Source organism: Rhizobium sp. FY34, assembly GCF_005222845.1.
In the GTDB taxonomy this organism is placed as follows: domain Bacteria; phylum Pseudomonadota; class Alphaproteobacteria; order Rhizobiales; family Rhizobiaceae; genus Neorhizobium.
On the sequence record NZ_STFZ01000013.1, the window covers coordinates 54665 to 81349 of the forward strand.

Sequence of the window (26685 nt, forward strand, 5' to 3'; positions counted from 1 at the left end):
CTCCTTCGTAAGGGGTGTTGGCAAGAATGTGATGCGCTGCGGCGCAAAATTCAATGCCTGCCTATCTCACTTTGTCACCAGTTCGGCAAGGGAGCGGGTCAGCACGTCACCCGGCAGGGTGATGACCTTGACAGTCTCCGTATAAACGAGAATGCACTCTATCGCATGGTCCGGGTAGAGCGGCTGCAGGATCTCCCGATAGATGGCAAGCTGGGCGCGATGCGCCAGAGGCACCTGTTCTGCTGTTCTCGGCGCAAAACGATTGGTCTTGTAATCGAGAATGACCACCCGGCGATCCGGTGTCACGGCCAGTAGATCGATCCGGCCCGACACGGCATGCGCCCGACCCTTGAGCCGCAGCGTCCCCATGATGGAGACTTCGGCCTGTGCATGGCCGCTGAACACAGTCTGCAGATCCGGATGGCCGAGCACGGCGAGCACGGAGGCAAGCAGCGCCTCGCGCTCTGCCGGGCGCCAGAAGGCAGCCGTGCGCGACAGGTAGCGGCGTGCGGCATCTTCCTGCTCTGACCTTGGCAGGGCCGGCAGCATTTGCAGCATGCGGTGCGTCAGTCTGCCCTTCTGCAGGGCAAGGCCGGAAGATGCCTTTTCGCCAAACAGGGGCGAAACGAAAACGGCATCGCCATCCTCGTCCTCGATCATCACCCCGGCACCCGACGGACTGAGCGGGCGGGGCAGCGGCGGTAAGGGTGGCAGTGGTCGAAACAGCGCTTCCGGCAGCGCCTGCTCCAGGGGGCTTGTCCGCTCTTCTGTATGGCGCTCAAAAGGCCGTGAGGGGCCGGCCGGCGCCTGCCAGCGATATCCGCCCCATTCTCCATCCGGACCACTGAACCGTGCCACGGTGCAGCGCTCGGTATTGGCTGACAGCGCCCGCGCGATCATCGCCTGCCAGCTTTCATCATTTTCCCGCTGGCCGCGATAGCCGCAGACGATCAGCCGGTCGGCGGCGCGCGTCATGCCGACATAGAGAAGCCGGCGGTATTCTTCTTCGGTTGCCAGCCGCACCCGTTCATCGTCAGCAGTCGTCAAGCCGTTGGACAGTGACTTCATCGGCACCCAGGCCGGAGCAGTGCGGCCATTGATCTTGAGGAAGCGGAATTTCGGCACATGCGAGGGGATGAAGGCTTTCGAGCCGCTATCGACCAGGAACACAACCGGCGCCTCGAGCCCCTTGGAGGCATGCACTGTCATGATGCGCACCTCGTCGCGCCCGCTATCCTGCTCGCGCTTGATTTCCGGTGTTTCCAGCTCGAGCGTCGAGATGAAGGATTGCAGACCCGGCAGCGCATTCGTCTCATGGGCGAGGGCAAGGCTGAGGAACTCATCGAGAATATCGCCGGCCTCGCTGCCAAGCCGGGCAAGGAAATGTTTGCGCCCGCCTTCCGCGCCCAGAATCCGGGCAAAGAAATCATAGACGCTGAAGCGCCCCGCCATGGTGATCAATCGCTCAAGCTGTGCGACAAGCCCTGGAAACTCGCCCGATCCAGCTTCAGTCAGCTGGCGCATATGGCTCCAGACGCTGGTATTGTCTGGCCGCAGGGCGGCCATCTGGAAGACCTCGTCTTCACTGCGATTAAACAGCGGGCTTTTCAGCGCTGCCGCCAGTGACAGGTCATCATGCGGCTGCAGGGCAAAGCGCGCCAGCGCCATCAGATCCTGCACGGCGATATGGTTGGTCAGCTTCAGCCGGTCGGCACCGGCGACAGGGATTTCCCCGCGACGTTTCAGCGCCCGCGTCAGCGCATTGACGAAGGCATCGCGCTTGCGCACCAGAACCAGAATATCGCCGGGCCTGATCGCACGCTCCTTGTTCTTCTCGATGATGGTCTGCTTGCCGATCATCTCGCCGATTGCATGCGCGATGCGGGCTGCCAGAATGGCAGAGGGTGCGCGATCGGGCGTTGCGTCGAAAGGGGCTGTCCAGTCATCCTCCAGCTCGGCCACTTCGGGCGCCACCGTATCCCAAAGATCGACAGCGCCGGCATGGCCGATGCGGTTGGAGCGATGAATGACGGGATCGCCCACGGCGCTCAGGCCACGGGCATTGTCGGGCAGCGAAAACACCTCATCGACGGCGCTCAAGACATCGGCCGTGGAGCGGAAGGACAAAGGCAGGCGCACGGGGTGGAAGTGCTGGCCGCTTTGGCCGACGCGTTTTTGCGTTTCGGATCTCTCTTCGGCAAAGCGCTCCGGTCGTGCGCCCTGGAAGGAGTAGATCGATTGCTTCTCGTCGCCCACGGCAAAGATCGTGCGGCGCGTCTCGCGCGCACTGCGGCCGGTGAAGAAATCCTCGGCCAGGGATTTGATCACCGCCCATTGTACAGGACTTGTATCCTGCGCTTCATCCACCAGAATATGATCAATGCCCTGATCAAGCTTGTAATGCACCCAGGCGCCCACCCCGTCTCGGGTCAAGAGATCGGCGGTGCGGCCGATCAGGTCCTCGAAATCGAGAAGACTGCGCTGGCGCTTCAGATCCTCGTAATCCTCGTTCAGCCGTTCGGCGAGAATGAGGGCGGCGCGCGTTGCGGCAAACATGCGCATGATCCGCAGCTTCTCGCGGCAGGCCACCACATGGTCTCGGGCCGCTGCTACGGCCTCTGCCAGATCCGGTGCCGCCGTGAGCATTGCCTTGGCGATGAGCGAACTGTCGGCTTTCGGCTTGCCGACGAGCGTCAGGAACACCTGGTCGAGAATGCGGGCACGTTCAAAGACGTCACTTTCTGCGAAAGCCCGCTTCAGCATATAGGCCGCTTCACCGGCCTTTGCGCCGCCCTTGCTTTCGGCAAGTTCCAGATAGAGAGAAAACCGGCGGCCATTCAGGCCGGCGAGCGGCCAGTAGGCTGCGGCAAGTGTTTCTTCGGTCTCTCCGCCTTCAAGTCCGAAGGCATCGCGCAAAAGCGCGTCTAGGCCTCCGGCTTGCTCCGCCTGCGCCAGGAAATGGCGAATGGCGGTGCGGTTCGAGACGATATCGGAGAGCAGCACTTCAAGCCCGGTCTCGTCGCCAAGATCCAGCACATGGGCAAAGGCTTCTGCCAGATCCGAATCCTCTTCCGCAGAGGTTGCCGTGAGCAGCGACCGACGCGCCTCTGCGAGAAGCGTGGAGGCCGATGCATCATCCAGCACCGAAAAATGGCCGGCCACATTGGCTTCCAGCGGAAACTGGTGCAGCAGCGCCTCGCAAAAGGCGTGGATGGTCTGGATCTTCAGCCCACCCGGTGTTTCCAGCGCTTTGGCAAACAGGCGGCGCGCCTCTGCCAGCTTGAGGGAATCCGGCTCATGGCCCTCCATGCCGGCAATGCGGCTTGCCAGTTCCGCATCGGAAAGCACGGCCCATTCCGCCAGCCGCTGGAAGACGCGGTTCGACATTTCCGAGGCGGCGGCCTTGGTATAGGTGAGGCAGAGGATGGCGGACGGTCGGCAGCCGGCGAGCAGCAGCCGGATCACCCGCTGCGTCAACACATGTGTCTTGCCGGAGCCGGCATTGGCCGAGACCCAGGCGGAGCTTGCCGGATCTGAGGCCAGCGACTGCTGACGCGCCGTCCAGTCCAGCCAGTCGTGCGGATCGTCGCCCAGCGCTTCCAGTTCGGTCTCGGAACTCAAGATCTCACTCATCGGCGTCGCTCTCCTCGGCATCCGCCGTCGACCATTCGGCTACGCGGGCCAGATGGTCATATTCTCCGCCGAAATTGCTCTGCATCACCGGGATCAGCCGCGAAGCAAAGCCAACTTCGCCTGAGCGCAGCCGATTGACGAAGCCGGTCAACTGGTTGAGCGATTCCTCGGCCAGTTCGAGCGCTGACTTCGGCTTGCTGCGCGCCGTTTCGCGCCCGCCCTCATTATTGACTTTGTCGCACGTGAAACGTTCGCCGGGTCGAAGCCGCACATAGAGAAGGTCATCGGGACGCACGGCACCTATCCCCTTGAAACCGCCGGCAGCAAGGGCTGCTGCCTCAAGCGCCAGCTGCGGATCCAGCAAAGCGCGCGCCTGCGATGTCGATGGATTGAGGCCTGTCTTGTAGTCGATAATGTCTGCGCTGCCCGATCCCTTGATGTCGATACGGTCTGCAATGCCCGTCAATCGTATGCCGGCTTGGGGAATGTCGAATCCGGCTGGCAGTTCCGTATGGGTGCGGCGAATGTCCGGCGCCCGCTCGGCCTCCCAGCGCAGGAAGGATTTTGCGACTTCGCGGAAACGCGGCCGCCAGACCTGATCGATATGGATCGGCAGTTGTTCTGCGCCAAATTCCGCGTCGATCACCCGGTTCATGACCGTGAGGGCCTCTGCCGTCCCCGGCGGTGGTGCGGCCCGCGTATAATGCTCGATGATCCGGTGATAGAGCGTGCCACGTTCGGCAGCACCCGGATCTTCATTGAACGGTTCCAGCGGATCGAGCTTCAGGATGCGGCGCGCATAGATTGAATAGGGATCGCGCCGCAGCCGGCCAACTTCGCTGAACGAATATTTCGTCGGCTGCAACTCGGGCGGTGCCGTCGGGGCAGGGCGCTTGCCAAGTGCCTGTTTTTCATCGTCTCCGGCCTTGTCCAGCATTCGCGCCCAATGGCGATAGTTTTCGCCGCGGGCCTTCAGCTCACGTCCAAGATCGGCACCTGCAAGGGCTAGAAGCCGTTGCAGCCAGCGGGAGGCGACGGTGGGAGCGCCACCCTGGCGCAGCGAGCGGGAATAGATGATGTGGCGCGTGCCGTTTGCCATTTGAAAGTCATGGGCCAGCTGGCCGATCTTTCTTTCCGGTGGCTCAAGCCCGATATCGGTCTTCATGCTGCGCGACAGGAAGGGATTGTTGACGGACTGGCCCGGCCAGGAGCCTTCGTTCAGACTCCCAAGGATCATCGTATCGACGCGCTGCAGGCGGGCTTCCAGCGTGCCGAAGATGAAGACGCGTGGATGGCTGAGCGACCTTGGCTTGACGGCCTCGCTGGTTAGAAGGGCGGCCATGATGTCGATCCATTGCGGACCGTCCGCCTCGATCTGGCCATCGGTCTCGATGATCTCGGAGAGAAGGCCTGCCAGTCTCTCGCCGGCTTCCCCGGTCCAGAGTGGACGCAGGCTGCCGCTCGCATCGGCGGCAATCGCTTCCAGAACCCGGCCGGTGCGTTCCGCCCAATCGGACAGCGGCAGGCGTGCGCTGAGCCGTCTGCCATCCGGGCGGCGCGCCACGAGAACCGAGGCAAGCGGCTCGACAGCCACGGCAATCTTTTCGGCAAGCAAGCCCGCTTCGACGCTCGCCACTGCACCGAGCGACAGGCGCCATTGCGGCGGGTGGCGGTCGCTTAATTGTTCCTTCAACCGCTTGTCGAGAAGCGGCTTCAGCGCGGCTATATCCGGTTCGCCGGTGCCGCCGCGCAGGGCCAGAAGCTCGAGTGCTTCGCCTGCGGCTGCGCGCAACCCTTCCTCCAGACCGAAGGAGGCGAGCGGATGTTTCATCAGGGCGGTGATGGCCACCGGATCGCCGGGACGAAGGATTGCCTCCAGCGTCAGCGCCAGAAGCGTTCCCTGCGGCGTGGACGATAAAGGCGTGCCGGCCGTGTCGTCGGCAGTGATGCCGAATCGTGCCAGTTCGCCCGCCACGCGCTTTGCCAGCGCTCGATCCGGGGTGATGAGCGCTGCCTGCGACTGGCCGTCGAAACCGGGTTTTTCCAGCGCCAGCCGCAAGGCAATGGCAATCGCTGCCGCCTCTTCCCGTTCATTGGCCGCCTCTATGAGGCTGACATCGGCAAAGGCGGCGCTGATGGCGGCGGGGTCTGTTTCCTGGCGCCAGCCATTCCAGCGATCTGTCGCATCGGCCGGTGCCATGGCTTGCGACAGAAGCATGGAGCGGCAGGTAAGGTCGTCTGGCGGGGTACCCAGCACCCCCACCTCCGCCCGGTCCACCTGCAGTTTGTCCAGGAGCCGGTGCAGGCCATATTGCGGGTGGCTGCGGCTTGAAGGGTCAGGTTTCAGCGCAAGGGCGCTACCGCCGATCAGGGCCCATTGATCCTCCGCCATTGTCAGATCAAGACCGGGCAGAACAATGGCGCCATTTGGCAGTTCGGAGATGGCGGCAATCAGATTGGCGGCGGCCGGCACCGAGCCGGTGGAGCCTGCAACGATCACCGGCCCGTCATGTTGCTTCTCGCCAATCCGGCGCGCTTCGCCATTGAGGATTGCCGCCTTGTGGCGGGCAGGCGACGAGCGGCGCAATTCCTCCAGACGCGCTGGCCAGAAGCCGCTGGCAATCTTCAGGAATTCCGCCGTCAGCTGCCACCAGAGCGAATGTTCGCCAGTGTTGAGCTTGTCGAGATCCGTCCAGTCGCGCTCTTCTGTCTCAATGGCATCGATGAGTTCGGCGAGCGCCCGCGCCAGCCAGATGGCATCGGCGGGGCTTGCCGGAGCCACGAGCGGCGATTCCTGATGCACGTCGAGAATTGCTGTCGGCAGAGCATTGCGCCAGGCAAGGATCAGCCGGCCAAGCTCCAGAAGCCGGGCCGTGCTGCTGATCGGCAGTGCCAGATCCATTTCTTCTGGCGCGACAAGGTCGAAAAAGCCCGCATCGTCATCGGTTTCGCCAAGTGGGCGGATGACCGGCAGGATGGCGGAACGGCCGCCCAGGAGATCGACGAATTCCGAACGCAGCACGCGCGCGGCGCGCCGCGTCGGCACATAGATCAGCACATTCGACAGGGACAGCGGATCGCCGGCATCATAGCGGAAGGACGGCAAAAGCGTTCCGTCGCACAGCGTTGCGGCAACAGTGCGCAGAAAGGGAGCGGCGGGTGGAATGGTGAGGATGCGTTTCTGGCGCTTTGGTTCGATTGTCATGCGGGGCACGCACGAGTTGCCAGAAAGGCTTCCGCTTCCGCAAGCCCCTGCGGAGAACCGACAGTAATCCAGTCTCCGTGCAGCGGAATGCCGTAGAGTCTCGCCTTTGCAATGGCGCGGTCAAAATAGATATTCAGGTTGAACGCACCATCCGGCGCATCGCTCAAAAAGTCGGACTGCATGGCAAAGGCGCCGGCATAGACGACCGGGTTGGTATCATCGTCCCTGTAGCGCGTCAGACGGCCGTTTTCGGCCAGATGGAAATCTTTCTTGCCATCATGGCCGATGACGCAATCCATGGCGGCGCAGAGCATGGCCATGTCCATGCGCGACGGGTCGAAAAACTCCATGAGCCGGGTAAGATTGGAGGCCTCGCCAACCGGTTCGCCGACCCAGAACAGGTCGGCATTCATGACAAGAACAGGACCGGACGGCAGGAGCTTCAGCCCTTTCGCCAGGCCGCCGCCCGAATTCATCAGCATGGCCCGCTCGTCCGAAATGACGAAGTCCAGATCGTGTCGGCGCGAAAGGTAGTCTTCCATCTGGTCGGCGTGGTGGTGGACGTTGACACAGACACGCTTGATACCGGCCTCGGCCAGTGCATCGAGCACATAATCCATCATCGGTCGTCCCCCGACCTGCACCAGCGGCTTCGGCATGCGCTCGGTGATGGGACGAAGTCGGGTGCCAAGCCCTGCGGCCAGCACCATGGCGTTCTCGATGGTCATGTGAACAAGCCTATGATTCGCGGAAATTGATTCCAGCCTCTGTCATCCAGTCGCGCAAGGGTGCAAGGGCCGGATGTGCGAGCACGGATTGCAGATAGTCCATGGTGCGCGGCATGTGCTGCATATAGCCGGGTTTGCCATCGCGCTGTTTCAACCGAACCCAGATGCCGGCAAGCTTGCAATTGCGCTGTGCGGCCATGATGGCAAAGGCCTCATGGAAGCCGTTTTCATCGAAAGGCCCTTGCAGACGGCGCAGATCGCAATAGCGGGCGAGGAGTTCTGAGCCAAGCGTTTGCGGAACGGTCACCCGCGCATCGAGAACCAGCGATGCCACGTCATAGGCTGTCGGGCCGATCATGGCATCCTGGAAATCGATGAGACCGATGCGGCAAACCCCGACTTCGTGTGGCTGCCAGATGAGGTTAGGCGAATGGTAGTCCCGCAGCAACAGATGATGCTCGGCGCGCAGCAGACGGTCGATCAGCGCATCCCAGATGTTGAAATAGGCCAGGCGCTCGGCCTCGCTTGCCTTAGCGCCCTGGCGTTTCCAGGGCAGATACCAGTCGAGGATCAGGCTCGCTTCGATCTTCATCGCAATCGGGTCGAAAGCCGGCACACTGTGCGTGCGGTTGTCCATTGTGGGCAGGTCTTGCTCAAGATCCGTGCCATGCAGATGCGCAAGACAGTCAATGGCGGCGAGATAGCGCTCGGCAATCGGCGCGCCGTGCTTGTCCAGCACGCCTTCAGATCCGAGATCCTCCAGCAGCAGCAGGCCGTTCTGATGATCGCCTGCCAGAACGTCTGGCGCGCGCAGTCCGCATTCTGCCAGATGCCGGGCAATCGCCACGAAGGGATCGATGTCTTCTGCCAGATGCGCGACCTTGGGATAGGGCTTATCCCCCTGAACGGGCGGGCCATCGGGTCGCCGCGGCCAGTCCATCAGCACGAAGCTTTCGCCATCCGGCGCATGCAGCCGTTCATAGGCGCGCAGAGATGCATCGCCGGTCAGGAAGCGGCGCTGGTCGAGTCCGTGTCCGTGCTCACCCAAAAACTGCCGGATCAGCAGCACGCGGCGGATACGGTCCATGGCCGGTGCCGGCCCGCTGATCTTTGCGCTTCGGCCTTCGCCATCCTGCAGAAGCGTCAGCCGGATACGTTCCGACGGTAGTTCGCGATCGGCCATTTCCGGCCATTCCACAAGGCATATGCCGTCATTCAGCGCTTCGTCGAAACCGAGTTCATCCAGCTCCGAGCCATCGGCCAACCGGTAGAGATCGAAATGGGCAACGGGAATGCGCAGGTCATAGGACTGCACGAGCGTGAAGGTGGGGCTTGGCACTTCAAGATCGGCATCATCGGCCATGGCCCGCAGCAAAGCGCGGGCCAGCGTAGACTTTCCAGCACCCAGATCGCCGGTCAGAGCCAGGCAATCGCCAGCCTTCAGCGCAAGTGCCAGATCCTCGCCGAGCCGGATCGTCTCCGCCTCATCCGACAGTGAAATGACAATCGGGTCGTTCTGCGTCATTCGGCAGCGACGGACCGTGCCGCCATGGCGCTCGGGATGCGGCAGGTGACGGTCGTTCCCTCACCGGGGCGGCTGTCGATCTTCACCTCGCCCTTGTGCAGGTGCACGAAGCTTTCGACGATCGAAAGGCCAAGGCCGGCGCCGCTGCGCTTGCCGCCCTTGCCGCTGGAGAAACGGTCGAATACGGTTTTCAGCATGTCTTCACTCATGCCGGGGCCTTTGTCGGCCACGGTAAAGAAGAAGTCGGTGCCGCTTCGCCAGCTGCTCAAGGTGACGGTCGAGCCTTCCGGCGCAAAATTGGCGGCATTGGTGATCAGCTTGATGAGGATCTGCTTCAGGCGCTGCTGGTCGGCAACGATCAGGCCAAGGCCCTTTGCCGCAATGATCTCCAGCGTCACGGCATTTTCCTGCAGCCGGTCGGCAATCTGCATGGATACATCGTCGAGCAGATCGTCGATATCCATCTCGGAATAGGAAAGCTCCATAATGCCCGCATCGACGGTTGCGAGATCGAGAATGTCGTTGACGATGGTGAGGAGTACCGAAGAGGAGGTCGAGATGTGATCGACATATTCGGCCTGCCGTTCGCTGAGCGTGCCCATGCCGGGCGTCTTCAGGAGATCGGTAAAGCCGATAATATTGGTGAGCGGTGAGCGCAGCTCGTAGGAAACATGCTGGACGAAATCGTTCTTCAATTCGTCTGCCTTGCGCAGCGCTTCGTTCTTTTCCTTCAGCGCCCGTTCGGCCCTCGCACTGTCCGTCACGTTGACGAAGGTCAGCATGGTCTGGGCATTGGGCAGGGGAATGACGGCATAATCCAGCACGATGCCGGAAAACAGTTCGAACGTGCCCTGCAGCGAGGGGCGCTCGTCGTCGAAATTGGTCAGCATCTGGCCGAACAGGCGCCAGCCGTCCGGTCGGTCATATTCCATGGCGCAGGCCGCTTCGATGGCCTTGATATGGGTGCCAGGTTTCGTCTGATCTTCCGTGATGCCCCAAAGCGCGCGGAAGGCCGGATTGGACAGGCGGATGCGACCGTCGGGTCCGAAAACGGCAACGCCTTCGGCCAGATGATCGATCGTTTCGCCCTGAACCTTCACCAGCGTATTGTAGCGGGTTTCAAGATCAACCTGTTCAGTGAGGTTCTCAAAGACCCAGGTTGCGCCGCCCTGCGGGTGCGCCGTCGCGATCACCTGCAGCGTCTGGCCGTTTGGCAGATGCCAGCGGTTGGTCTGCGTGTCGAGCGCCCGGTAGACGGATAGTACGCTTTCCTTCCAGTTGCGCCAGTTCAACTGTTCTGGAACCTTGTTCTGGCTGCGCAGTCGGTCGAGCAATTCATTGTTGTCGGGCCGACTTTCCAGGAAGCCGAGGTCGAGATCCCATAGGCGCACGAAAGCCTGATTGTAGAACTGCAGCCGCTGCTGGCGATCGAATATGGCAACCGGCGTTGCCAGATGGTCGAGCGTTTCGGCATGGCTTTTCAGTGTGCGGTCTAGTTCGGCACGCACCGAGTCGGCTTCAGAGACATCGGTTGCCATGCCGGCCGATCCGGCCTTGCCCACGACATCCACGACATCGAAAACGGTCCGGTTGCCGCGCACGACAGTCGACACACGATCATGGAAGGGTGAATCGACGGTAACGCTGGCGCGGATCTTTTCGCGCGCAATGGTGCCGAGAAATTCGCGTGTTTCACGAACGGCCTGGGCGGGACTATTGGCTTCCACGGCCTCGCCATAGGCATGGTTGACCCAGGCGAGGTTCCCTTCCGTATCGCGGTGCCAGACTGGATGCTCGAGCGCATCCAGCAGCGACTGGAAGAGACCGATGGACGACACCAACCGCTCCCGCTCGATCTTCAGTTCGGCAAGCTCGGCACGCAGATTGTTGAGCGCGATGAAGCGCACGAAGGCCTTGCCGCCCGAAACGCGGCCCTGGACTTCCAGGATCTCGTCACGATGTGTCTCGATCACCATATCGAAGGAACGGGCATTGCCACGCAGCGCCTCGACAGCATGTTCCAGTTCGCCAGCGGAATGGGGTTTGATCCAGCGACCGAAGGCGAGGAAGTCGCGGTCATCAATCGGCGCACCGGTTTCCGGCGGCAACTGGCCGAGGAACTCGGGCCGCGAAGGGCCAGCTTCCCAGATGACGATGCGCCGGTTCTTGTCGGCGATCAGGGCTTCGTATTTGGAGATCTGCTGCTGGGCGTCGGAAAGCGCGCCGCGCATCTCCTGGCCTTCGGCTTCCAGATTGCCGCGTTGGCGAACCAGCCAGATCGTCGAGAGTAGGGCCGCCGAAATGGCGCCGACAGCAAGCGAGGAGAAGATGACTTCGGACGATGTGAAGAGGCGTGCCGCGGGCAATCCGCGATCCTGCGCAAGCGCAATCCCGGTCATGCCGGAAAGCGCAGACCCTGCCAGCGCCGCACGGCCCAGATGATACAGTCGTCCGAGGCCGGAAGTGCCCTTTTTCGCCACGCGTCCCGCCATCAATCGTGAAGTCTGTGCCGGAGCCTCGTCGCTGCCGTCACTGTTTTGTGCTCTTTTGAAATGAGCCATGATTTTTACCGCCATTCCGGTCTGTCTCCGTCCATGTGCCGCATCGTCGACAAGACATCCCAGTTCGCGCAAAGCCGCCGCTGGCCAGCGCGAATCAAGTCTTAAAACAATAACTGCTTCGTGAAGGGCGGCAAAGGGTGGCTGACAAAAAAGAGGCCGCGGACTTGTCAAGTCCGCGGCCACCATATCTTGTGGATTAGTCGGCTCAGATTAGTATCTGTAGTGTTCCGCCTTAAACGGACCCTGCTGCGAGACGCCGATATAGGCTGCCTGCTCTTCAGAAAGCTCCGTGAGCTTCACGCCGAGCTTGGCGAGATGCAGGCGGGCAACCTTTTCATCGAGGTGCTTGGGCAGGATATAGACGCCCGGCTTGTATTCGCTCGGCTTGGTCCACAGCTCGATCTGGCCCATCACCTGGTTGGTGAAGGAGGCGGACATGACGAAGGACGGGTGACCGGTGGCATTGCCGAGGTTCAGCAGACGGCCTTCCGACAGAAGGATCATGCGGTTGCCCTTGGGGAACTCGATGAGATCGACCTGCGGCTTGATGTTTGTCCACTTCAGGTTCTTCAGCGCAGCGACCTGAATCTCGTTGTCGAAATGGCCGATATTGCCGACGATTGCCATGTCCTTCATCGCGCGCATATGCTCGATGCGGATGACGTCCTTGTTGCCGGTGGTGGTAATGAAGATGTCAGCCGAGGATACGACGTCTTCCAGCGTGACCACTTCGAAACCGTCCATGGCAGCCTGTAGGGCGCAGATCGGATCGACTTCGGTCACCTTGACGCGGGCGCCGGCACCGAGGAGCGAAGCGGCAGAGCCCTTGCCCACATCACCATAACCGCATACGACGGCGACCTTGCCGGCCATCATCACGTCGGTTGCGCGGCGAATGCCATCGACCAGCGATTCCTTGCAGCCATACTTGTTGTCGAACTTCGACTTGGTGACGCTATCGTTGACGTTAATTGCCGGGAAGGGCAGGAGGCCCTTCTTGGCCAGTTCATACAGGCGGTGCACGCCGGTGGTGGTTTCTTCCGTCACGCCCTTGATGGCATCACGCTGCTTGGTGAACCAGCCGGGGGAAGCGGCCAGGCGCTTCTTGATCTGTGCAAACAGGATTTCCTCTTCTTCGGAACCCGGAGCCGAAAGTACGTCTTCGCCGGCTTCGGCGCGGGCACCAAGCAGGATGTACATGGTGGCATCGCCACCATCATCGAGGATCATGTTGGTGACGCCACCATCGGTCCACTGGAAGATCTTGTCTGTGTATTCCCAGTATTCCGTAAGGCTCTCGCCCTTAACGGCAAACACAGGAATTCCGGACGCGGCGATGGCTGCGGCGGCGTGGTCCTGCGTCGAGAAGATGTTGCAGGACGCCCAGCGCACGTCGGCACCCAGAACCTTCAGGGTCTCGATCAGCACGGCCGTCTGGATGGTCATGTGCAGCGAGCCGGAAATGCGTGCGCCCGTCAGCGGCTTCGTTTCGCCAAATTCCTCGCGGCAGGACATCAGGCCCGGCATTTCGGTTTCGGCAATGTCGAGTTCCTTGCGGCCGTATTCGGCCAGCGCGATATCTGCGACGATGTAGTCTTTTTCAATGCTCATGGTGCTCTCCAGCTCCGCAGGGGCTACCGCTCTCGGCAAGCAGCAATCATCCGCCGTCGCAACAGGCGACGGTGCTGCCTGCCGTTTAGCAGGCTTCCCGGAAACTAGCAATAAGGATATAAAGAAGTCTTTATATGATCTTTACATCTCTTCGCCGAAGCGATCAGCCACAAGATGGGTTAACGCTTCGAGTGCGGCAACTGCCTCAGCGCCGGAGGCGCTGACTTCGATCGTGCAGCCGGGGCTGGCGGCAAGCATCATCAAGCCCATGATCGAGGTTCCACCCACCGTCATGCCATCCTTGGAGACATGGATCTCCGCGTTGAAACTGCCGACAAGCTGCACGAACTTGGCCGATGCGCGGGCATGCAGGCCCCGCTTGTTGATGATCAGAAGTTCGCGCGTAATAGATGACATGTCTTGGTTCACTTGCCGCTGAGCACGCGGCTGGCAACGTTGATATATTTGCGGCCGGCATCAGCGGCATCCGCCAAAGCCTTGGCCATGTCGTTATCGCTGCGCACGCCAGCAAGCTTGATCAGCATCGGCAGGTTGACGCCGGCAATCACTTCAATCTTGCCGCTGCTCATCACCGAAATAGACAGATTGGAGGGTGTGCCGCCGAACATGTCGGTCAGGATCACTACGCCGTGTCCGTCATCCGCCTGGCTCACAGCATCGAGAATGTCCTGTCTCCGACGATCCATATCGTCTTCGGGGCCGATGCAAACAGTTTCGATATTCTTCTGAGGCCCGACCACATGCTCCAAAGCGTGGCGAAACTCCTCAGCCAGCTTGCCATGCGTGACAAGCACAAGTCCGATCATATTGATATCACCCCCGAGTACATGGATATTCTCAGTCCCGTTTCGCACTGCAACAGGTCCGATGGCGGTGGGGAGCCATCTTGTCCATGTAAAGACGAAGTGCAAGCTAAAAATATCCTGCTGGATATCGTCAAAGGGCAAGCTCCCCCGCAATCTCGGGCGACAAGGCGCCGATGGCGGCCAGGGGGTCCAGGCCCATGGATCTCAAGCGGATCATTGGCAGCGTTGCAAGACCTGAACAATCATAGCGCTCGTCAGGCGGCGGAAGGCGCGTCGCCTTGGCAAGATCGATGACCTCTATGGCAAGATCCAGGCGTGCCTCGGCAACGCTTTCCAGCCGGACAATACCACTGCCGCGCAGTTCCAGAAGGCCCGCAATAGCCGGCGGTGCTTCACCGATCACGTGATTGCCCTGCAACCTCACAAAGATCTGATCATCGCTGATGAGGGCTGCAAAGAGCCCGCGGGCGCGCGCCGCGGCCAGACAGTTGAAGGCCAGTGTGGACTTTCCCGCGCCCGAGGCACCGACGAAAAGCAACCCACGCGTGCCGATCACGATAGCCGTGCCATGAATATTGCGCGCGCCGTCTGTCACGGCGTTTCTCCGGCGGGCAGCGATAGCGTGAATCGGGCTCCGGTCACATGGCCCTTGCTGTCGCTCAGGTTTTCAGCCTTCAGCGTGCCGCCATGTGCTTCGGCAATCTGGCGGCTGATGGAAAGGCCCAGCCCGGAATTCTGGCCGAAGCTCTCGCCATCCGGGCGATCAGTATAAAAGCGTTCGAAGATCCGGTCGATATCTTCAGCGCGGATGCCGGGTCCATTGTCGTCCACCTGGATTACGCAATTGTGGCGGCTCGTGTAGAGCTTCAGCGTAATGCGTCCGCCCTTTTCCGGCACGAAGGAACGGGCATTTTCAATCAGGTTGGTGATAATCTGGCCAAGCCGCAGATCATGGCCGTGCACGCGGTAGTTCGGCTTGACCCCCGGCTTGTGCTCGACCGTGAGTTCAATATCGACGGGCTTGCGGCCGGTGCGGATCTGGCGCGAGATTTCCACCAGGTTTGCAGTCAGCATTTCCATATCGACCGGTGCCGCATCCGAACGCGCCAGTTCCGCATCGAGACGGGATGCATCCGATATATCGGTGATCAGCCGGTCCAGCCGTCGCACATCATGCAGGATGATATTGGTCAGCCGCTGCTTGGAATCCTCGGTCTTTGCCAGCGGCAGCGTCTCGACGGCGCTGCGTAGAGAGGTAAGCGGGTTCTTCAATTCATGGCTGACATCGGCCGCAAAGCTCTCGATCGCATCGATACGATCATAGAGCGCGTTGGTCATGTCGCGCAGCGCAATCGAAAGATTGCCGATCTCGTCCTGGCGGGCCGAAAAATCCGGTATCTCTTCGCGCTGCTTGACGCCGCGGCGAACCCGGATTGCCGCGGCAGAGAGGCGACGCAGCGGATTGGCGATGGTTGAAGACAGAAGCAGCGACAGGAGAATGTTGACCAGCGTTGCAACGCCGAACACGCGCATGATGGCCAGCCGCTCGGCATGCACGATATTGTCGATGTCGCCCGCCTGGGTCGACAAGAGGAGGACGCCGAGCACGGCACGGAAGCGTTGCACCGGAACGGCGACGGAGACGATCAACTCGCCGCGATCGGTGACGCGCACCACGGCACCCCTAACGCCGGTCAACGCATTCATCACCTCCGGATAGATAGAGCCATCACCGCCGGGCGCCTCGCGATAGGCCGGCAGATTGCCCGGTTGCAGAATACGATTTATGATGCTGGCGAACTGATCGCTCCAGGTGGTTGATTCGCCCTCGACTGGTGGCAGTTCGTAACGCAGGACCTGACCGCGCGAATAGAGATGACGCGAATCCAGCAATAGGTTGGCGTCTGCATCGAAGAGGCGGGCGCGGGTGCGCGTCGGTGAAATCAGACGACGCAGGACCGGAGCCACCCGTTCGGGATCGATCGGGAATTCCAGGTCCTCATCATTCGGCACAGGCGTGATGCTTTGGCCGGCCTGCAGTTCCAAGAGCTTTTCCGGGTCGATGGTAATCGAATTGGTATCGACGGAAGCCGAGGCGGAAATGGCGCCGGCAATAATTTCACCTTGCGTCAAAAGGCTCTCGACGCGCGCATCGATCAGTCCTTCACGGAACTGGTTGAGATAGAGAATGCCGGCGACCAGAACGACGGTCGCGGCAATATTGAAGAACAGGATACGGCGTGTAAGGCTGGAAAACACCGCATTGCCAAAGATCCGGCGAATGAGCGTGAAGGGGTGCGACCATAGCCTTCGCGCCGGGCGCGGGGGATTTTCCTCCGCAGCGCCACTATCGTTGGAATGGATCGTCTGGTCGGCCACGCCTTTGCCTTTCACGCAACCGCCTGCCGTCGTCTACGGCCAAATGCGCTCCAGCGGTTGCTTGCTTTACGGGCTATCAGGCCGCTTCGCGGAACCTATAGCCTACGCCGTAGAGCGTTTCGATCATATCGAAATCGCCGTCAACCATTTTGAACTTCTTGCGCAGTCGCTTGATATGGCTATCGATCGTGCGGTCGTCCACGTAGACCTGCTCGTCATAGGCGGCGTCCATCAGCGCATCGCGGCTCTTGACCACGCCTGGGCGTTGCGCCAGCGAATGCAGGATGAGGAATTCCGTGACCGTCAGTGTCACGGCTTCGCCCTTCCAGGTGCAGGTATGGCGCTCCTGGTCCATCGCGAGTTGGCCCCGTTCCAGGGTGCGTGCAGCCTGGTCTGCTGTCGGTTTCGGCGCGCCGGGTGTCGCTGCGGTTTCGCGACTGCTGGCACGGCGCAGGATGGCTTTGACGCGTTCAACCAGAAGCCGCTGCGAAAACGGCTTGGTGATGAAATCATCCGCCCCCATTTTCAGGCCGAACAATTCGTCGATTTCCTCATCCTTCGAGGTGAGGAAGATCACAGGCAGATCCGATTTCTGGCGCAAGCGGCGCAAAAGCTCCATCCCGTCCATGCGCGGCATCTTGATGTCGAAAATGGCCAGCTGCGGTGGCCGGGCCAAAAGGCCGTCGAGAGCAGATGCTCCGTCCGTGTAGGTCTCGACCCGATAGCCCTCCGCCTCCAGTGCAATCGACACCGAGGTGAGAATATTGCGATCGTCGTCTACCAAGGCGATAGTCTGCATTCTGTCTGTCTCCGCCATTTCTACACGCATCCCCTGGATTGTGGCCCAGCCGGGCGATTGCCCGGACATGCGTCTCTTGGGGATAAAGGTGGAACAAATTGTGGCAAAGATAAAGAGCCAGGACTTTACGGTTCAACGAGCGCTGTCATTTATGTCGTAAACTGGCCCCCAGATGTCTGTGATTCAACCGATTTAAAATAATCAAAAACTATTTAAATCGATTAATAGATTGATTTTGTTGGCTTAATTCATTTATATGCTTGCACTTTCCAAGAAGCGCCGCTAGCGTCTGGCCATACGTCAACGTCAGCTGAAGGAAAGCGCGACATGGAGCAGTACGGAGCACATAATCCGTCGAATGGCATTGCGGCCCTCGGCCTTGGTGGTGCTTCTCGCGCCAACTACAATCTGAACGAGAGCGAACTCTATGAGGCCGCGCTGCGTTCCGGCGAAGCGGAACTGACCGTGGATGGCGCTTTGCGTGCCGTCACGGGCCAGCACACGGGCCGTTCGCCCAAGGATAAGTTCGTCGTTCGCGACGGCCAGACCGAAGACAAGATCTGGTGGGACAACAACAAGCCGATGTCGCCGGAGCATTTTGAGGTGCTCAAGCAGGACATGCTGGCGCATGCGGCTGGCCGCACGCTTTACGTTCAGGATCTGATTGGCGGTGCCGATCGTGATTATGCGCTCCCGACCCGTGTGGTGACCGAGCTTGCCTGGCATGCCCTGTTCATCCGCAATCTGCTGATCCGTCCGGATCGTGCAACGCTGTCGAGCTTCCAGCAGAAACTTACCATCATCAACCTGCCGAGCTTCCGCGCTGATCCGGCCCGCCACGGCTGCCGCACGGAAACCGTCATCGCCTGCGATCTGACCAATGGGATCGTGCTGATCGGTGGCACATCCTATGCCGGTGAGAACAAGAAATCGGTCTTCACCGTTCTCAATTACCTTTTGCCGGAAAAGGGCGTGATGCCCATGCATTGCTCGGCCAATGTCGGTCCGGCTGGTGATGCCGCCGTGTTCTTCGGCCTTTCGGGCACGGGCAAGACAACACTGTCTGCCGATCCGAACCGTACACTGATCGGCGATGACGAGCATGGCTGGGGCGAAAACGGTATCTTCAATTTCGAAGGCGGCTGCTATGCCAAGGCCATTCGCCTGTCGGCTGAAGCCGAGCCGGAAATCTATGCCGCCACCCGCCGCTTCGGCACCGTGCTTGAAAACGTGGTGATGGACGAAAACCGCGTTCCGAACTTCGATGATGCGTCGCTCACCGAAAACACCCGCAGTGCCTATCCGCTGCACTTCATTCCCAATGCATCGGAAACCGGCCTTGCACCGCATCCAAAGACGATCATCATGCTGACGGCCGATGCCTTCGGCGTCATGCCGCCGATCGCCCGGCTGACTCCGGAACAGGCCATGTACCATTTCCTCTCCGGCTATACCGCCAAGGTTGCCGGCACGGAAAAGGGTGTGACCGAACCGGAAGCCACGTTCTCGACCTGCTTTGGCGCGCCCTTCATGCCGCGCCACCCGACGGAATACGGCAATCTTCTGCGTGACCTCATTGCCCGCCATGGCGTTGATTGCTGGCTGGTCAATACCGGCTGGACCGGTGGTGCCTATGGTGTCGGTCGCCGCATGCCGATCAAGGCCACCCGCGCGCTTTTGACGGCGGCTCTGAATGGCGAGTTGAAGAAGGCCGAGTTCCGCACCGATTCCAATTTCGGCTTCATGGTGCCGGTCGCCGTGCCGGAGGTGGATAGTTCCATTCTTGATCCGCGCTCGACCTGGGCCGATGGCGCCGCCTATGACACGCAGGCTACCAAGCTCGTCAACATGTTCATCTCCAACTTCACCAAGTTCGAGAACCATGTCGACAGCAAGGTTCGCGACGCAGCACCCGGCATGCTGGCCGCTGCCGAGTAACGTTCCACGTGAAAGATCAAGCCGCCGGTCCATCTCGGGCCGGCGGTTTTCTTTTGGGTGCTTTTATGAAATAGAGGGCGCTGGAGAAGACCATGGCCAGCGATCCCCTCGTCATCAACAGTCGAATCACCATCGCAGGATGGGAACTGACCGAACAGTTCGTGCTGGCGGGCGGCCCCGGCGGGCAGAATGTCAACAAGGTTTCCACGGCAGTTCAGCTTTTCTTCGACCTGATGGGCTCGCCTTCCCTGCCGGATCGCGTCAAGCAGAATGCCATAAAGCTTGCCGGTCGGCGCCTGACAAAGGACGGCGTTCTGATTCTGGAAGCGAACCGGTTTCGCAGCCAGGAGCGAAATCGCGAAGACGCCCGCGAGCGGCTAAAGGAACTGCTGCTGGAAGCGGCCAAGCCGCCACCGCCGCCGCGCAAGAAGACCAAGCCCACCAAGGGCTCCATCGAGCGGCGTCTCAAGGAAAAATCCGGGCGGTCGGACGTGAAGAAAATGCGCGGCAGGCCTGCCGGCGATTGATCGGCGGGGAGGGCCGTTGATGCTTGGTGCGGCACCGACTGCCAGATTGTTCAGGATTGATCGCCGGCCATGCATCTCGATTGCAGGCGATCCATCGCCTACAGTTTTCGCAGCGCCACGGTTTCGATGAAGTGATTACTGCCCTTGCGCAGGACGAGATCGGCGCGCGGCCGGGTCGGCAGGATATTCTGACGCAGGTTCTTCAGGTTGATGTTCTGCCACAGGCCTTCGGCAATCGCCAATGCCGCCGCCTCGTCGATCGAGGCATAACGGTTGAAGAAGGAATTCGGATCGCGGAATGCCGTCTGGCGCAGGCGCATGAAGCGCTCGACATACCAGTTGTGGATCTGACCCTCATCGGCATCGATATAGATCGAGAAGTCAAAGAAGTCCGACACCATCGGCACGATCGTGCCATCGACAGGCAGCGTGCGCGATTGCAGCACATTGATGCCTTCGAAGATCAGGATATCGGGGCGATCGACCACGCTGTGCTCGTCCGCCAGCACGTCATAGGTCAGGTGCGAATAGCGCGGCGCCAGAACATTCGGCTTGCCGGCCTTGATCGCCGAAAGAAAGCGCAACAGCGCGCCAATGTCATAGCTTTCCGGAAATCCCTTGCGCTCCATCAGATTTTCGCGGCGCAAGACAGCATTGGGATAGAGAAAGCCGTCGGTTGTCACCAGATCGACCTTGGGGCTGGAGGGCCAGCGGGCCAGGAGTTCCTTCAGGATGCGGGCCGTGGTTGACTTGCCAACGGCAACCGAGCCGGCAATTCCGATGACGAAGGGCGTCTTGACCTGATCGGAAAGGCTCAAAAACCGGTTGCGTTGCTGGAAGAGCAGTTGCGAGGCTTCCACATGGGCCGACAACAGGCGTGACAGCGACAGATAGATGCGCCGGACCTCATCCAGATCGATCGGATCATCCAGCGAGCGCAGGCGCTTCACTTCATCGGCCGTCAGCGTCAGCGGCGTATCAGCCCGGAATTTCGACCACTCCTCCGAGGTGAACCGGAAGAATGGTGAGTAATTGCCGGCAGGCGTGGTTTCAGGCGGGATGTCGGATTCGACACTCTGGCTGGCGATCGTCATGTCGGCTGTCGGCTCGCCTTTTCCGTGAGGCCCGATTGGGCCGTGCGGCGTTGAAGTTCATCCATCACATCCTGCAACGGAATGCCGGCAATCTTCAATACGACCATAAGGTGATAAAGCAGATCCGCCGATTCCGACGTCAGGTTCTGGCGGTCGGCAGACACGGCGGCAATCACCGTTTCGACGGCCTCTTCGCCAAGTTTCTTGGCGGCTTTTTCCTGTCCTGCGGCCACAAGCTTTGCTGTCCAAGATGTCTGTGGATCAGCCTTGGCGCGTTCAGAAACGATCTGTTCCAGATCACTGAGAGAAAACTGACTCATGGGATCTCCTCAGTCCAGCCGCATGGCAATGCCGTGATCGGCCATGTAGCGCTTCGCTTCACCGATCGAGTAGGTGCCGAAATGGAAGATGGACGCCGCCAGAACCGCTGTCGCATGGCCTTCGCGCACACCTGCCACCAGATCATCGAGTGTTCCCACACCGCCGGAAGCGATGACCGGCACGCGTACGGCATCGGCAATGGCGCGCGTCAGTTCCAGATCATAGCCGACCTTGGTGCCGTCGCGGTCCATGGAGGTGACGAGTAGCTCGCCGGCACCGCGCTCCACCATACGCATGGCAAATTCCACCGCGTCGATGCCGGTCGCATTGCGTCCGCCATGGGTATAGATCTCCCAGGCGCTCACATTATCCTGGCCAATGCCTTGCGTGCGGCGGCGCTTGGCATCAATCGAGACGACAATGCACTGATTGCCGAATTTGTCGGCGGCTTCCGCCACGAAATCGGGATTATTCACCGCCGCGGAATTGATCGACACCTTGTCGGCACCGGCCAGCAGTAGCTTGCGGATATCGGATACGGCGCGCACGCCGCCACCGACGGTGAGCGGCATGAAGCAATGTTCCGCCGTCTGCGCCACCACATCGAAGATCGTGTCGCGATTGTCGGCAGAAGCGGTGATGTCGAGAAAGCAAAGCTCGTCGGCACCGGCGGCATCATAGGCCTTGGCCGCCTCCACCGGATCGCCGGCATCAATGAGATCGACGAAGTTGACGCCTTTAACAACGCGGCCGTCCTTGACGTCCAGGCAGGGGATCACACGGGCCTTGAGGGTCATGCTGCAACTCCCTTCGCCGCACGAATCACGGCCAAAGCTTCCGCCGGATCAATGCGTCCGTCGTAGAGCGCGCGGCCGGAAATCGCTCCTTCGAGCTTTTGCGCATCCGGCTCCATCATCCGCTTGATATCGTCGATCGAGGCAAGCCCGCCCGAGGCAATCACCGGAATGGCGACAGCATTGGCCAGTTCCAAGGTCGAGGCCCAGTTGATGCCGGCCAGAATCCCGTCGCGGTCGATATCGGTATAGATGATGGCGGCAACGCCGGCACCTTCGAATTTCTTGGCAAGCTCGATCACGCCAAGCTGCGAGGCCTCCGCCCAGCCTTCCACGGCGACCTTGCCCCCCTTGGCATCGATGCCGACGGCGACCTGGCCGGGAAACTTCTGGCATGCCTCGATGACCAATGCCGGATCGCGCACGGCAACGGTGCCGAGGATGACGCGGGCAAGGCCGCGCGACAGCCAGGCTTCGATATGGTCAAGCGTTCGGATACCGCCGCCCAGCTGCACCGGGTTCTTCGTCGCCTTGAGGATGGCATCGACGGCAAAGCCGTTGCGGCTTTCGCCGGCAAAGGCACCGTCGAGATCGACCACATGCAGCCATTCGAAGCCCTGGTCTTCAAAGGCCTTGGCCTGTGCCGCAGGGTCAGGATTGTAAACGGTGGCCTGGTTCATGTCGCCCAGCTTCAGGCGCACGCATTGACCGTCTTTCAGATCGATAGCCGGGAAAAGGATCATGTCAGGGCTTCCAGCGCAGGAAATTGGAAATGAGAGCTAGACCCAGTGTCTGGCTCTTTTCCGGGTGGAACTGGGCACCGGCCGTATTGCCACGCGCCACGAAGGCCGTCATGGCGCCGCCATATTCGGTGGTTGCCACAATGTCATCGGGGTTTTCGGCCACCAGATGGTAGGAATGCACGAAATAGGCGTGCAAGCCGTCTGAACCGGTCGGGATGCCCTCAAAAAGCGGATGCGGATGGTTGAGCGTCAACGTGTTCCAGCCGATCTGCGGGATCTTCAGCGTCGGGTCGGATGGCGTCATTTCCTGAACATCGCCGGGGATCCAGCCAAAGCCTTGGGTGGTCTGCTTTTCGAGACCACGCGATGCCATCAGCTGCATGCCGACGCAAATACCGAGGAAAGGACGGCCCTTGGCCTCGACAGTGTCAAAAAGTGCCTCTTCCATCCCCGCTACGGCTGCAAGTCCCCGCCGACAATCGGCATAGGCACCCACGCCGGGCAGCACCACGCGGTCGGCTGCGCCCACCACGTCGGGATTGTCTGTGAGCTCGATACTGGCATTGATCCCGGCTTCCCGCGCTGCCCGTTCAAATGCCTTGGTCGCGGAGCGCAGATTGCCTGATCCGTAGTCGATGATTGCAACGCGCATCAGCGTCCTCCACCCATATCAAAAAGTCCGAGTGCCGGACCGTTGCGAAGAGATGCCTGGCCAGGCGTCGAAAGTTTGGTCCAGTCCGTTACCGGCAAAGACGGCTTGACGGGGTCTGTTGGCAGGCCGGCAAAGAAAATGGCTTCGGCCGTGGCAAGATCCGGTGCCGTTACGACGCCGGCCATCGACCAGCCCTTGGCCATCAGGTTCTGCGCATGGATATGGCGTCCCTCAAGCCCGATCAAAAGGCCGATTGCAACTTCCGACAGCGTGCCCGCCCAGAACAGGCCCGGTTGATCGACCAGCCAAGCTGCAAGGATCTGTGCCAAAAGGGCTGTCGTCCCGATCAGCCAGCAGCGGTGAAACAACAGCCAGAGACCGGGAAAAACGAAGGCAAGCCATGAAAACCGATCAGCAATGAACCGGGTCCTGCGGTGATCCCTGTCCGGTTCACCTTGGGGTGTCAGGATAAGATAGGTGATCAATTGTCCTCCTGACTGACTGACGTCAGGCCAGCGTACCCTTGGTTGAAGGCACGCGTCCCGCCTGGCGGGGGTCGATTTCGGTTGCCTGGCGCAGAACCCTTGCCACGGCCTTGAAACAGGTCTCGGCAATATGATGGTTGTTGGCGCCATAGTGGTTCAGCACATGCAGCGTGATGCCGGCATTCTGGGCCAGCGCATGGAAGAATTCCCGTACCAGTTCCGTATCGAAACTGCCGATCTTTGGCGCGCTGAAGGCAACGTTCCAGACAAGGAAGGGCCGGCCGGAGACATCGACGGCGGCCTTGGTCATGGTCTCGTCCATGGCAAGATCGAGTGAGGCATAGCGGGTAATCCCGCGCCGGTCGCCGAGTGCCTTGGAGATCGCCTGGCCGATGGCAATGCCGGTATCCTCGACCGAATGGTGATCATCGATATGAAGGTCGCCCTGGCAGTCGATGTCCATGTCGATCAGCGAATGGCGCGACAGCTGTTCGAGCATATGGTCGAAGAAGCCGATACCGGTCGAAATCTTGGACATGCCGGTGCCGTCGAGATTGACGGATACGGAAATGGAAGTCTCGTTGGTCTTGCGCGAAACAGAAGCGCGGCGCTCGCTCATCTTGTCCACCGGAATGCTAGGGCTTTTACACGATCTGGCGCTCATATCAGCCGCGCCGCTGCCGTGCAAACGATTCCAGATCCACTGTGGTTGCAGGTGGTTCTTCTTGCCGGTTTGCAATCGCCAAAGCACCACTTACATGAAGGTCAACCGCCGGAATGGACCGGCATGAAGCAGGCCCCGGAACAGGGGTCCACAGGTGCAAATATGACGACAATCATTACCGTACGGAAAGGCGGAAAGGTCATCATGGCCGGAGACGGACAGGTGAGCCTTGGCCAGACCGTGATGAAGGGCAATGCGCGCAAGGTGCGCCGCATCGGCAAGGGCGAGGTGATCGCCGGTTTCGCCGGTGCGACGGCGGACGCATTTACGTTGCTCGACCGACTGGAAAAGAAGCTGGAACAGTATCCTGGCCAGTTGATGCGCGCTTCCGTCGAACTTGCCAAGGATTGGCGCACCGACAAATACCTGCGCAATCTGGAAGCCATGATGCTGGTGGCCGATAAATCGGTAACGCTGGCCGTCACCGGCAATGGCGATGTGCTGGAGCCGGAACATGGCACGATCGCCATCGGCTCGGGCGGCAATTACGCCTATGCCGCCGCGCGTGCCCTGATGGATACAGATAAATCCGCCGAGGAGATCGCCCGCCTGGCGCTGGATATCGCAGCCGATATCTGTGTCTATACCAACCACAACCTCGTCATCGAGACGCTCGACGCCGAATAACCTCCATAGTGATGGGTCCTTCGGGCCGGGCCTTTGCATGGCCGGCCGGTGATGGATGCCTTTAAGAGGATGACATGACCACTTTTTCTCCCCGCGAGATCGTTTCCGAGCTCGACCGCCATATCATCGGCCAGAATGACGCCAAGCGCGCTGTGGCCATAGCGCTGCGCAATCGCTGGCGCCGCCAGCAGCTTGATGAGAGCCTGCGCGACGAGGTGATGCCGAAGAATATCCTGATGATTGGCCCGACAGGTGTCGGCAAGACGGAGATTTCACGCCGGCTGGCGAAACTGGCCGGTGCCCCCTTCATCAAGGTGGAAGCCACGAAGTTCACTGAGGTCGGCTATGTCGGGCGCGACGTGGAGCAGATCATCCGGGATCTCGTGGAAATCGGCATCGGTCTGGTGCGCGAAAAGAAGCGCACTGAAGTACAGGCGAAGGCCCACCAGAGTGCAGAGGAGCGTGTTCTGGATGCGCTGGTTGGCTCAACGGCCTCGCCTGCCACACGTGAAACATTCCGCAAGAAGCTGCGCAGCGGCGAGATGGACGACAAAGAAATCGAGATCGAAGTGGCCGATAGCGGCTCCGGCATGCCGGGCTTTGATATTCCGGGCATGCCCGGTGCCAATATCGGTGTGCTCAACCTGTCGGAAATGTTCGGCAAGGCCATGGGTGGACGTACGAAGAAGGTGAAGACCACCGTGCAGAAGTCCTATGGCGAGTTGATTCGCGACGAATCCGACAAGCTGATCGATACCGAGGTCATCCAGCGCGAGGCGGTTCGTTCCGTCGAAAACAATGGCATCGTCTTCCTCGACGAAATCGACAAGATCGCTGCTCGTGATGGCGGCATGGGCGCCGGCGTGTCACGCGAAGGCGTGCAGCGCGATCTTCTGCCGCTGGTGGAAGGCACGACGGTTTCGACCAAATACGGCCCGGTGAAGACCGATCATATCCTGTTCATCGCCTCTGGTGCCTTCCATGTCTCCAAGCCGTCGGATCTTTTGCCAGAACTGCAGGGTCGCCTGCCGATCCGCGTCGAGCTGAAGCCGCTTACCAAGGAGGATTTCCGCCGCATCCTGACTGAACCCGAGGCAAGCCTGATTCGCCAGTACAAGGCGCTGATGGAGACAGAGCAGCTGTCGCTCGACTTTACCGAGGACGCGATCGATGCACTGGCGGATGTTGCCGTGCATCTGAACTCTTCGGTCGAGAATATCGGGGCTCGTCGTCTGCAGACGGTGATGGAACGAGTGCTGGACGAAATTTCCTTCCACGCGCCGGATCGTCCCGGTACAGCCGTCACAATTGATTCGGACTATGTGCGCGTGCATGTCGGCGATATCGCTGCCGATACGGACCTGTCGCGCTATATTCTGTAATTCGTGGCGGCTGATTCGGGGAATGCGTGGCAAGCCTGCAACGAAAGGCGGGCTTGGCTCTGCCCTGACACGAAATTGAAGGGCGCGGGCTCGACTCCGCGCCCGGCTTTTAAGTAAAGCATCACGCGGA

Annotated in this window: 22 protein-coding genes; 4 read left to right on the top strand and 18 right to left on the bottom strand. The window is 60.5% G+C overall.

Annotated features, from left to right (window positions below):
- Positions 1-66 precede the first annotated feature (66 nt).
- From addA to chvI, 11 genes are all read right to left on the bottom strand, one after another.
- Positions 67-3633 (bottom strand): double-strand break repair helicase AddA, encoded by a 3567-nt coding sequence (addA, locus tag E8M77_RS10750; RefSeq protein ID WP_137130644.1) that lies wholly within the window; start codon positions 3631-3633, stop codon positions 67-69.
- Entirely contained in the window at positions 3626-6832 is a 3207-nt protein-coding gene (gene addB, locus E8M77_RS10755; protein WP_137130672.1) for a double-strand break repair protein AddB, read from the bottom strand. The genes addA and addB overlap by 8 nt, the downstream gene beginning before the upstream one ends.
- A gap of 2 nt (positions 6833-6834) precedes the next feature.
- Positions 6835-7566 carry a nucleotidyltransferase family protein gene (locus E8M77_RS10760; protein ID WP_137130645.1) on the bottom strand — a complete coding sequence of 244 codons (732 nt, stop codon included), beginning with the start codon at positions 7564-7566 and terminating at the stop codon, positions 6835-6837.
- Positions 7567-7576: 10 nt separating this feature from the next.
- Positions 7577-9091 carry a tRNA (adenosine(37)-N6)-threonylcarbamoyltransferase complex ATPase subunit type 1 TsaE gene (gene tsaE / locus E8M77_RS10765; protein ID WP_137130646.1) on the bottom strand — a complete coding sequence of 505 codons (1515 nt, stop codon included), beginning with the start codon at positions 9089-9091 and terminating at the stop codon, positions 7577-7579.
- Entirely contained in the window at positions 9088-11583 is a 2496-nt protein-coding gene (locus tag E8M77_RS10770; protein ID WP_246659217.1) for a PAS domain-containing sensor histidine kinase, read from the bottom strand. The genes tsaE and E8M77_RS10770 overlap by 4 nt, the downstream gene beginning before the upstream one ends.
- A gap of 279 nt (positions 11584-11862) precedes the next feature.
- The gene (ahcY, locus tag E8M77_RS10775; RefSeq protein ID WP_137130648.1) at positions 11863-13263 is read right to left on the bottom strand and encodes an adenosylhomocysteinase; all 1401 of its coding nucleotides are present in this window, start codon (positions 13261-13263) and stop codon (positions 11863-11865) included.
- Between the two features lie 141 nt (positions 13264-13404).
- Positions 13405-13680, bottom strand: a complete 276-nt coding sequence (locus tag E8M77_RS10780; RefSeq protein WP_137130649.1) for an HPr family phosphocarrier protein — start codon at positions 13678-13680, stop codon at positions 13405-13407.
- Between the two features lie 8 nt (positions 13681-13688).
- Positions 13689-14090 carry a PTS sugar transporter subunit IIA gene (locus E8M77_RS10785; protein WP_137130673.1) on the bottom strand — a complete coding sequence of 134 codons (402 nt, stop codon included), beginning with the start codon at positions 14088-14090 and terminating at the stop codon, positions 13689-13691.
- A 130-nt stretch (positions 14091-14220) separates the two neighbouring features.
- Positions 14221-14685 (bottom strand): HPr kinase/phosphorylase, encoded by a 465-nt coding sequence (locus tag E8M77_RS10790; RefSeq protein ID WP_137130650.1) that lies wholly within the window; start codon positions 14683-14685, stop codon positions 14221-14223.
- On the bottom strand, positions 14682-16454 hold the full coding sequence (locus E8M77_RS10795) for a sensor histidine kinase (protein WP_246659218.1): 1773 nt from the start codon (positions 16452-16454) through the stop codon (positions 14682-14684). Before E8M77_RS10795 ends, E8M77_RS10790 begins: the two co-directional genes overlap by 4 nt.
- A gap of 91 nt (positions 16455-16545) precedes the next feature.
- Entirely contained in the window at positions 16546-17268 is a 723-nt protein-coding gene (chvI, locus tag E8M77_RS10800) for a two-component system response regulator ChvI (protein ID WP_137130651.1), read from the bottom strand.
- A 327-nt stretch (positions 17269-17595) separates the two neighbouring features.
- Between chvI and E8M77_RS10805 the strand changes: the two genes are divergently transcribed.
- Positions 17596-19206, top strand: coding sequence for a phosphoenolpyruvate carboxykinase (locus E8M77_RS10805; protein WP_137130652.1), 1611 nt, complete (start codon positions 17596-17598; stop codon positions 19204-19206).
- 92 nt (positions 19207-19298) lie between these two features.
- Positions 19299-19733, top strand: a complete 435-nt coding sequence (arfB, locus tag E8M77_RS10810) for an alternative ribosome rescue aminoacyl-tRNA hydrolase ArfB (RefSeq protein WP_137130653.1) — start codon at positions 19299-19301, stop codon at positions 19731-19733.
- A gap of 98 nt (positions 19734-19831) precedes the next feature.
- On the opposite strand, the gene coaA is transcribed toward arfB, so the two are convergent.
- Genes coaA through hisB form a run of 7 tightly spaced genes read right to left on the bottom strand, consistent with a single transcriptional unit; the run spans position 19832 to position 24441 of the window.
- Positions 19832-20827, bottom strand: coding sequence for a type I pantothenate kinase (coaA, locus tag E8M77_RS10815; RefSeq protein WP_137130654.1), 996 nt, complete (start codon positions 20825-20827; stop codon positions 19832-19834).
- Positions 20824-21147, bottom strand: coding sequence for a phosphoribosyl-ATP diphosphatase (locus E8M77_RS10820; RefSeq protein WP_137130655.1), 324 nt, complete (start codon positions 21145-21147; stop codon positions 20824-20826). Before E8M77_RS10820 ends, coaA begins: the two co-directional genes overlap by 4 nt.
- Positions 21148-21156: 9 nt before the next feature.
- A complete protein-coding gene (gene hisF / locus E8M77_RS10825) occupies positions 21157-21945 on the bottom strand; it encodes an imidazole glycerol phosphate synthase subunit HisF (protein ID WP_137130656.1) in 789 nt (262 codons plus the stop codon).
- Complete coding sequence (hisA, locus tag E8M77_RS10830; protein ID WP_137130657.1) at positions 21942-22685, bottom strand: 1-(5-phosphoribosyl)-5-[(5-phosphoribosylamino)methylideneamino]imidazole-4-carboxamide isomerase; 744 nt, start codon at positions 22683-22685, stop codon at positions 21942-21944. Before hisA ends, hisF begins: the two co-directional genes overlap by 4 nt.
- 1 nt (position 22686) lies before the next feature.
- Positions 22687-23337 (bottom strand): imidazole glycerol phosphate synthase subunit HisH, encoded by a 651-nt coding sequence (gene hisH / locus E8M77_RS10835; RefSeq protein ID WP_137130658.1) that lies wholly within the window; start codon positions 23335-23337, stop codon positions 22687-22689.
- Entirely contained in the window at positions 23337-23822 is a 486-nt protein-coding gene (locus tag E8M77_RS10840) for a DUF2628 domain-containing protein (RefSeq protein WP_170975823.1), read from the bottom strand. Before E8M77_RS10840 ends, hisH begins: the two co-directional genes overlap by 1 nt.
- Positions 23823-23844: 22 nt before the next feature.
- Complete coding sequence (gene hisB / locus E8M77_RS10845) at positions 23845-24441, bottom strand: imidazoleglycerol-phosphate dehydratase HisB (protein ID WP_137130675.1); 597 nt, start codon at positions 24439-24441, stop codon at positions 23845-23847.
- A gap of 207 nt (positions 24442-24648) precedes the next feature.
- Between hisB and hslV the strand changes: the two genes are divergently transcribed.
- Positions 24649-25173 (top strand): ATP-dependent protease subunit HslV, encoded by a 525-nt coding sequence (hslV, locus tag E8M77_RS10850; protein ID WP_137130660.1) that lies wholly within the window; start codon positions 24649-24651, stop codon positions 25171-25173.
- 74 nt (positions 25174-25247) lie between these two features.
- A complete protein-coding gene (hslU, locus tag E8M77_RS10855) occupies positions 25248-26555 on the top strand; it encodes an ATP-dependent protease ATPase subunit HslU (protein ID WP_137130661.1) in 1308 nt (435 codons plus the stop codon).
- The last annotated feature ends 130 nt before the right edge of the window (positions 26556-26685 follow it).

Excerpts from the sequence above, each read along its gene's own strand:
- addA (WP_137130644.1), bottom strand. The coding sequence starts at position 3,633 with ATGAGTGAGATCTTGAGTTCCGAGACCGAACTGGAAGCGCTGGGCGAC.
- E8M77_RS10760 (WP_137130645.1), bottom strand. The coding sequence starts at position 7,566 with ATGACCATCGAGAACGCCATGGTGCTGGCCGCAGGGCTTGGCACCCGA.
- tsaE (WP_137130646.1), bottom strand. The coding sequence starts at position 9,091 with ATGACGCAGAACGACCCGATTGTCATTTCACTGTCGGATGAGGCGGAG.
- E8M77_RS10770 (WP_246659217.1), bottom strand. The coding sequence starts at position 11,583 with ATGGCGGGACGCGTGGCGAAAAAGGGCACTTCCGGCCTCGGACGACTG.
- ahcY (WP_137130648.1), bottom strand. The coding sequence starts at position 13,263 with ATGAGCATTGAAAAAGACTACATCGTCGCAGATATCGCGCTGGCCGAA.
- E8M77_RS10780 (WP_137130649.1), bottom strand. The coding sequence starts at position 13,680 with ATGTCATCTATTACGCGCGAACTTCTGATCATCAACAAGCGGGGCCTG.
- E8M77_RS10785 (WP_137130673.1), bottom strand. The coding sequence starts at position 14,090 with ATGATCGGACTTGTGCTTGTCACGCATGGCAAGCTGGCTGAGGAGTTT.
- chvI (WP_137130651.1), bottom strand. The coding sequence starts at position 17,268 with ATGCAGACTATCGCCTTGGTAGACGACGATCGCAATATTCTCACCTCG.
- E8M77_RS10805 (WP_137130652.1), top strand. The coding sequence starts at position 17,596 with ATGGAGCAGTACGGAGCACATAATCCGTCGAATGGCATTGCGGCCCTC.
- arfB (WP_137130653.1), top strand. The coding sequence starts at position 19,299 with ATGGCCAGCGATCCCCTCGTCATCAACAGTCGAATCACCATCGCAGGA.
- coaA (WP_137130654.1), bottom strand. The coding sequence starts at position 20,827 with ATGACGATCGCCAGCCAGAGTGTCGAATCCGACATCCCGCCTGAAACC.
- E8M77_RS10820 (WP_137130655.1), bottom strand. The coding sequence starts at position 21,147 with ATGAGTCAGTTTTCTCTCAGTGATCTGGAACAGATCGTTTCTGAACGC.
- hisF (WP_137130656.1), bottom strand. The coding sequence starts at position 21,945 with ATGACCCTCAAGGCCCGTGTGATCCCCTGCCTGGACGTCAAGGACGGC.
- hisA (WP_137130657.1), bottom strand. The coding sequence starts at position 22,685 with ATGATCCTTTTCCCGGCTATCGATCTGAAAGACGGTCAATGCGTGCGC.
- hisH (WP_137130658.1), bottom strand. The coding sequence starts at position 23,337 with ATGCGCGTTGCAATCATCGACTACGGATCAGGCAATCTGCGCTCCGCG.
- hisB (WP_137130675.1), bottom strand. The coding sequence starts at position 24,441 with ATGAGCGAGCGCCGCGCTTCTGTTTCGCGCAAGACCAACGAGACTTCC.
- hslV (WP_137130660.1), top strand. The coding sequence starts at position 24,649 with ATGACGACAATCATTACCGTACGGAAAGGCGGAAAGGTCATCATGGCC.
- hslU (WP_137130661.1), top strand. The coding sequence starts at position 25,248 with ATGACCACTTTTTCTCCCCGCGAGATCGTTTCCGAGCTCGACCGCCAT.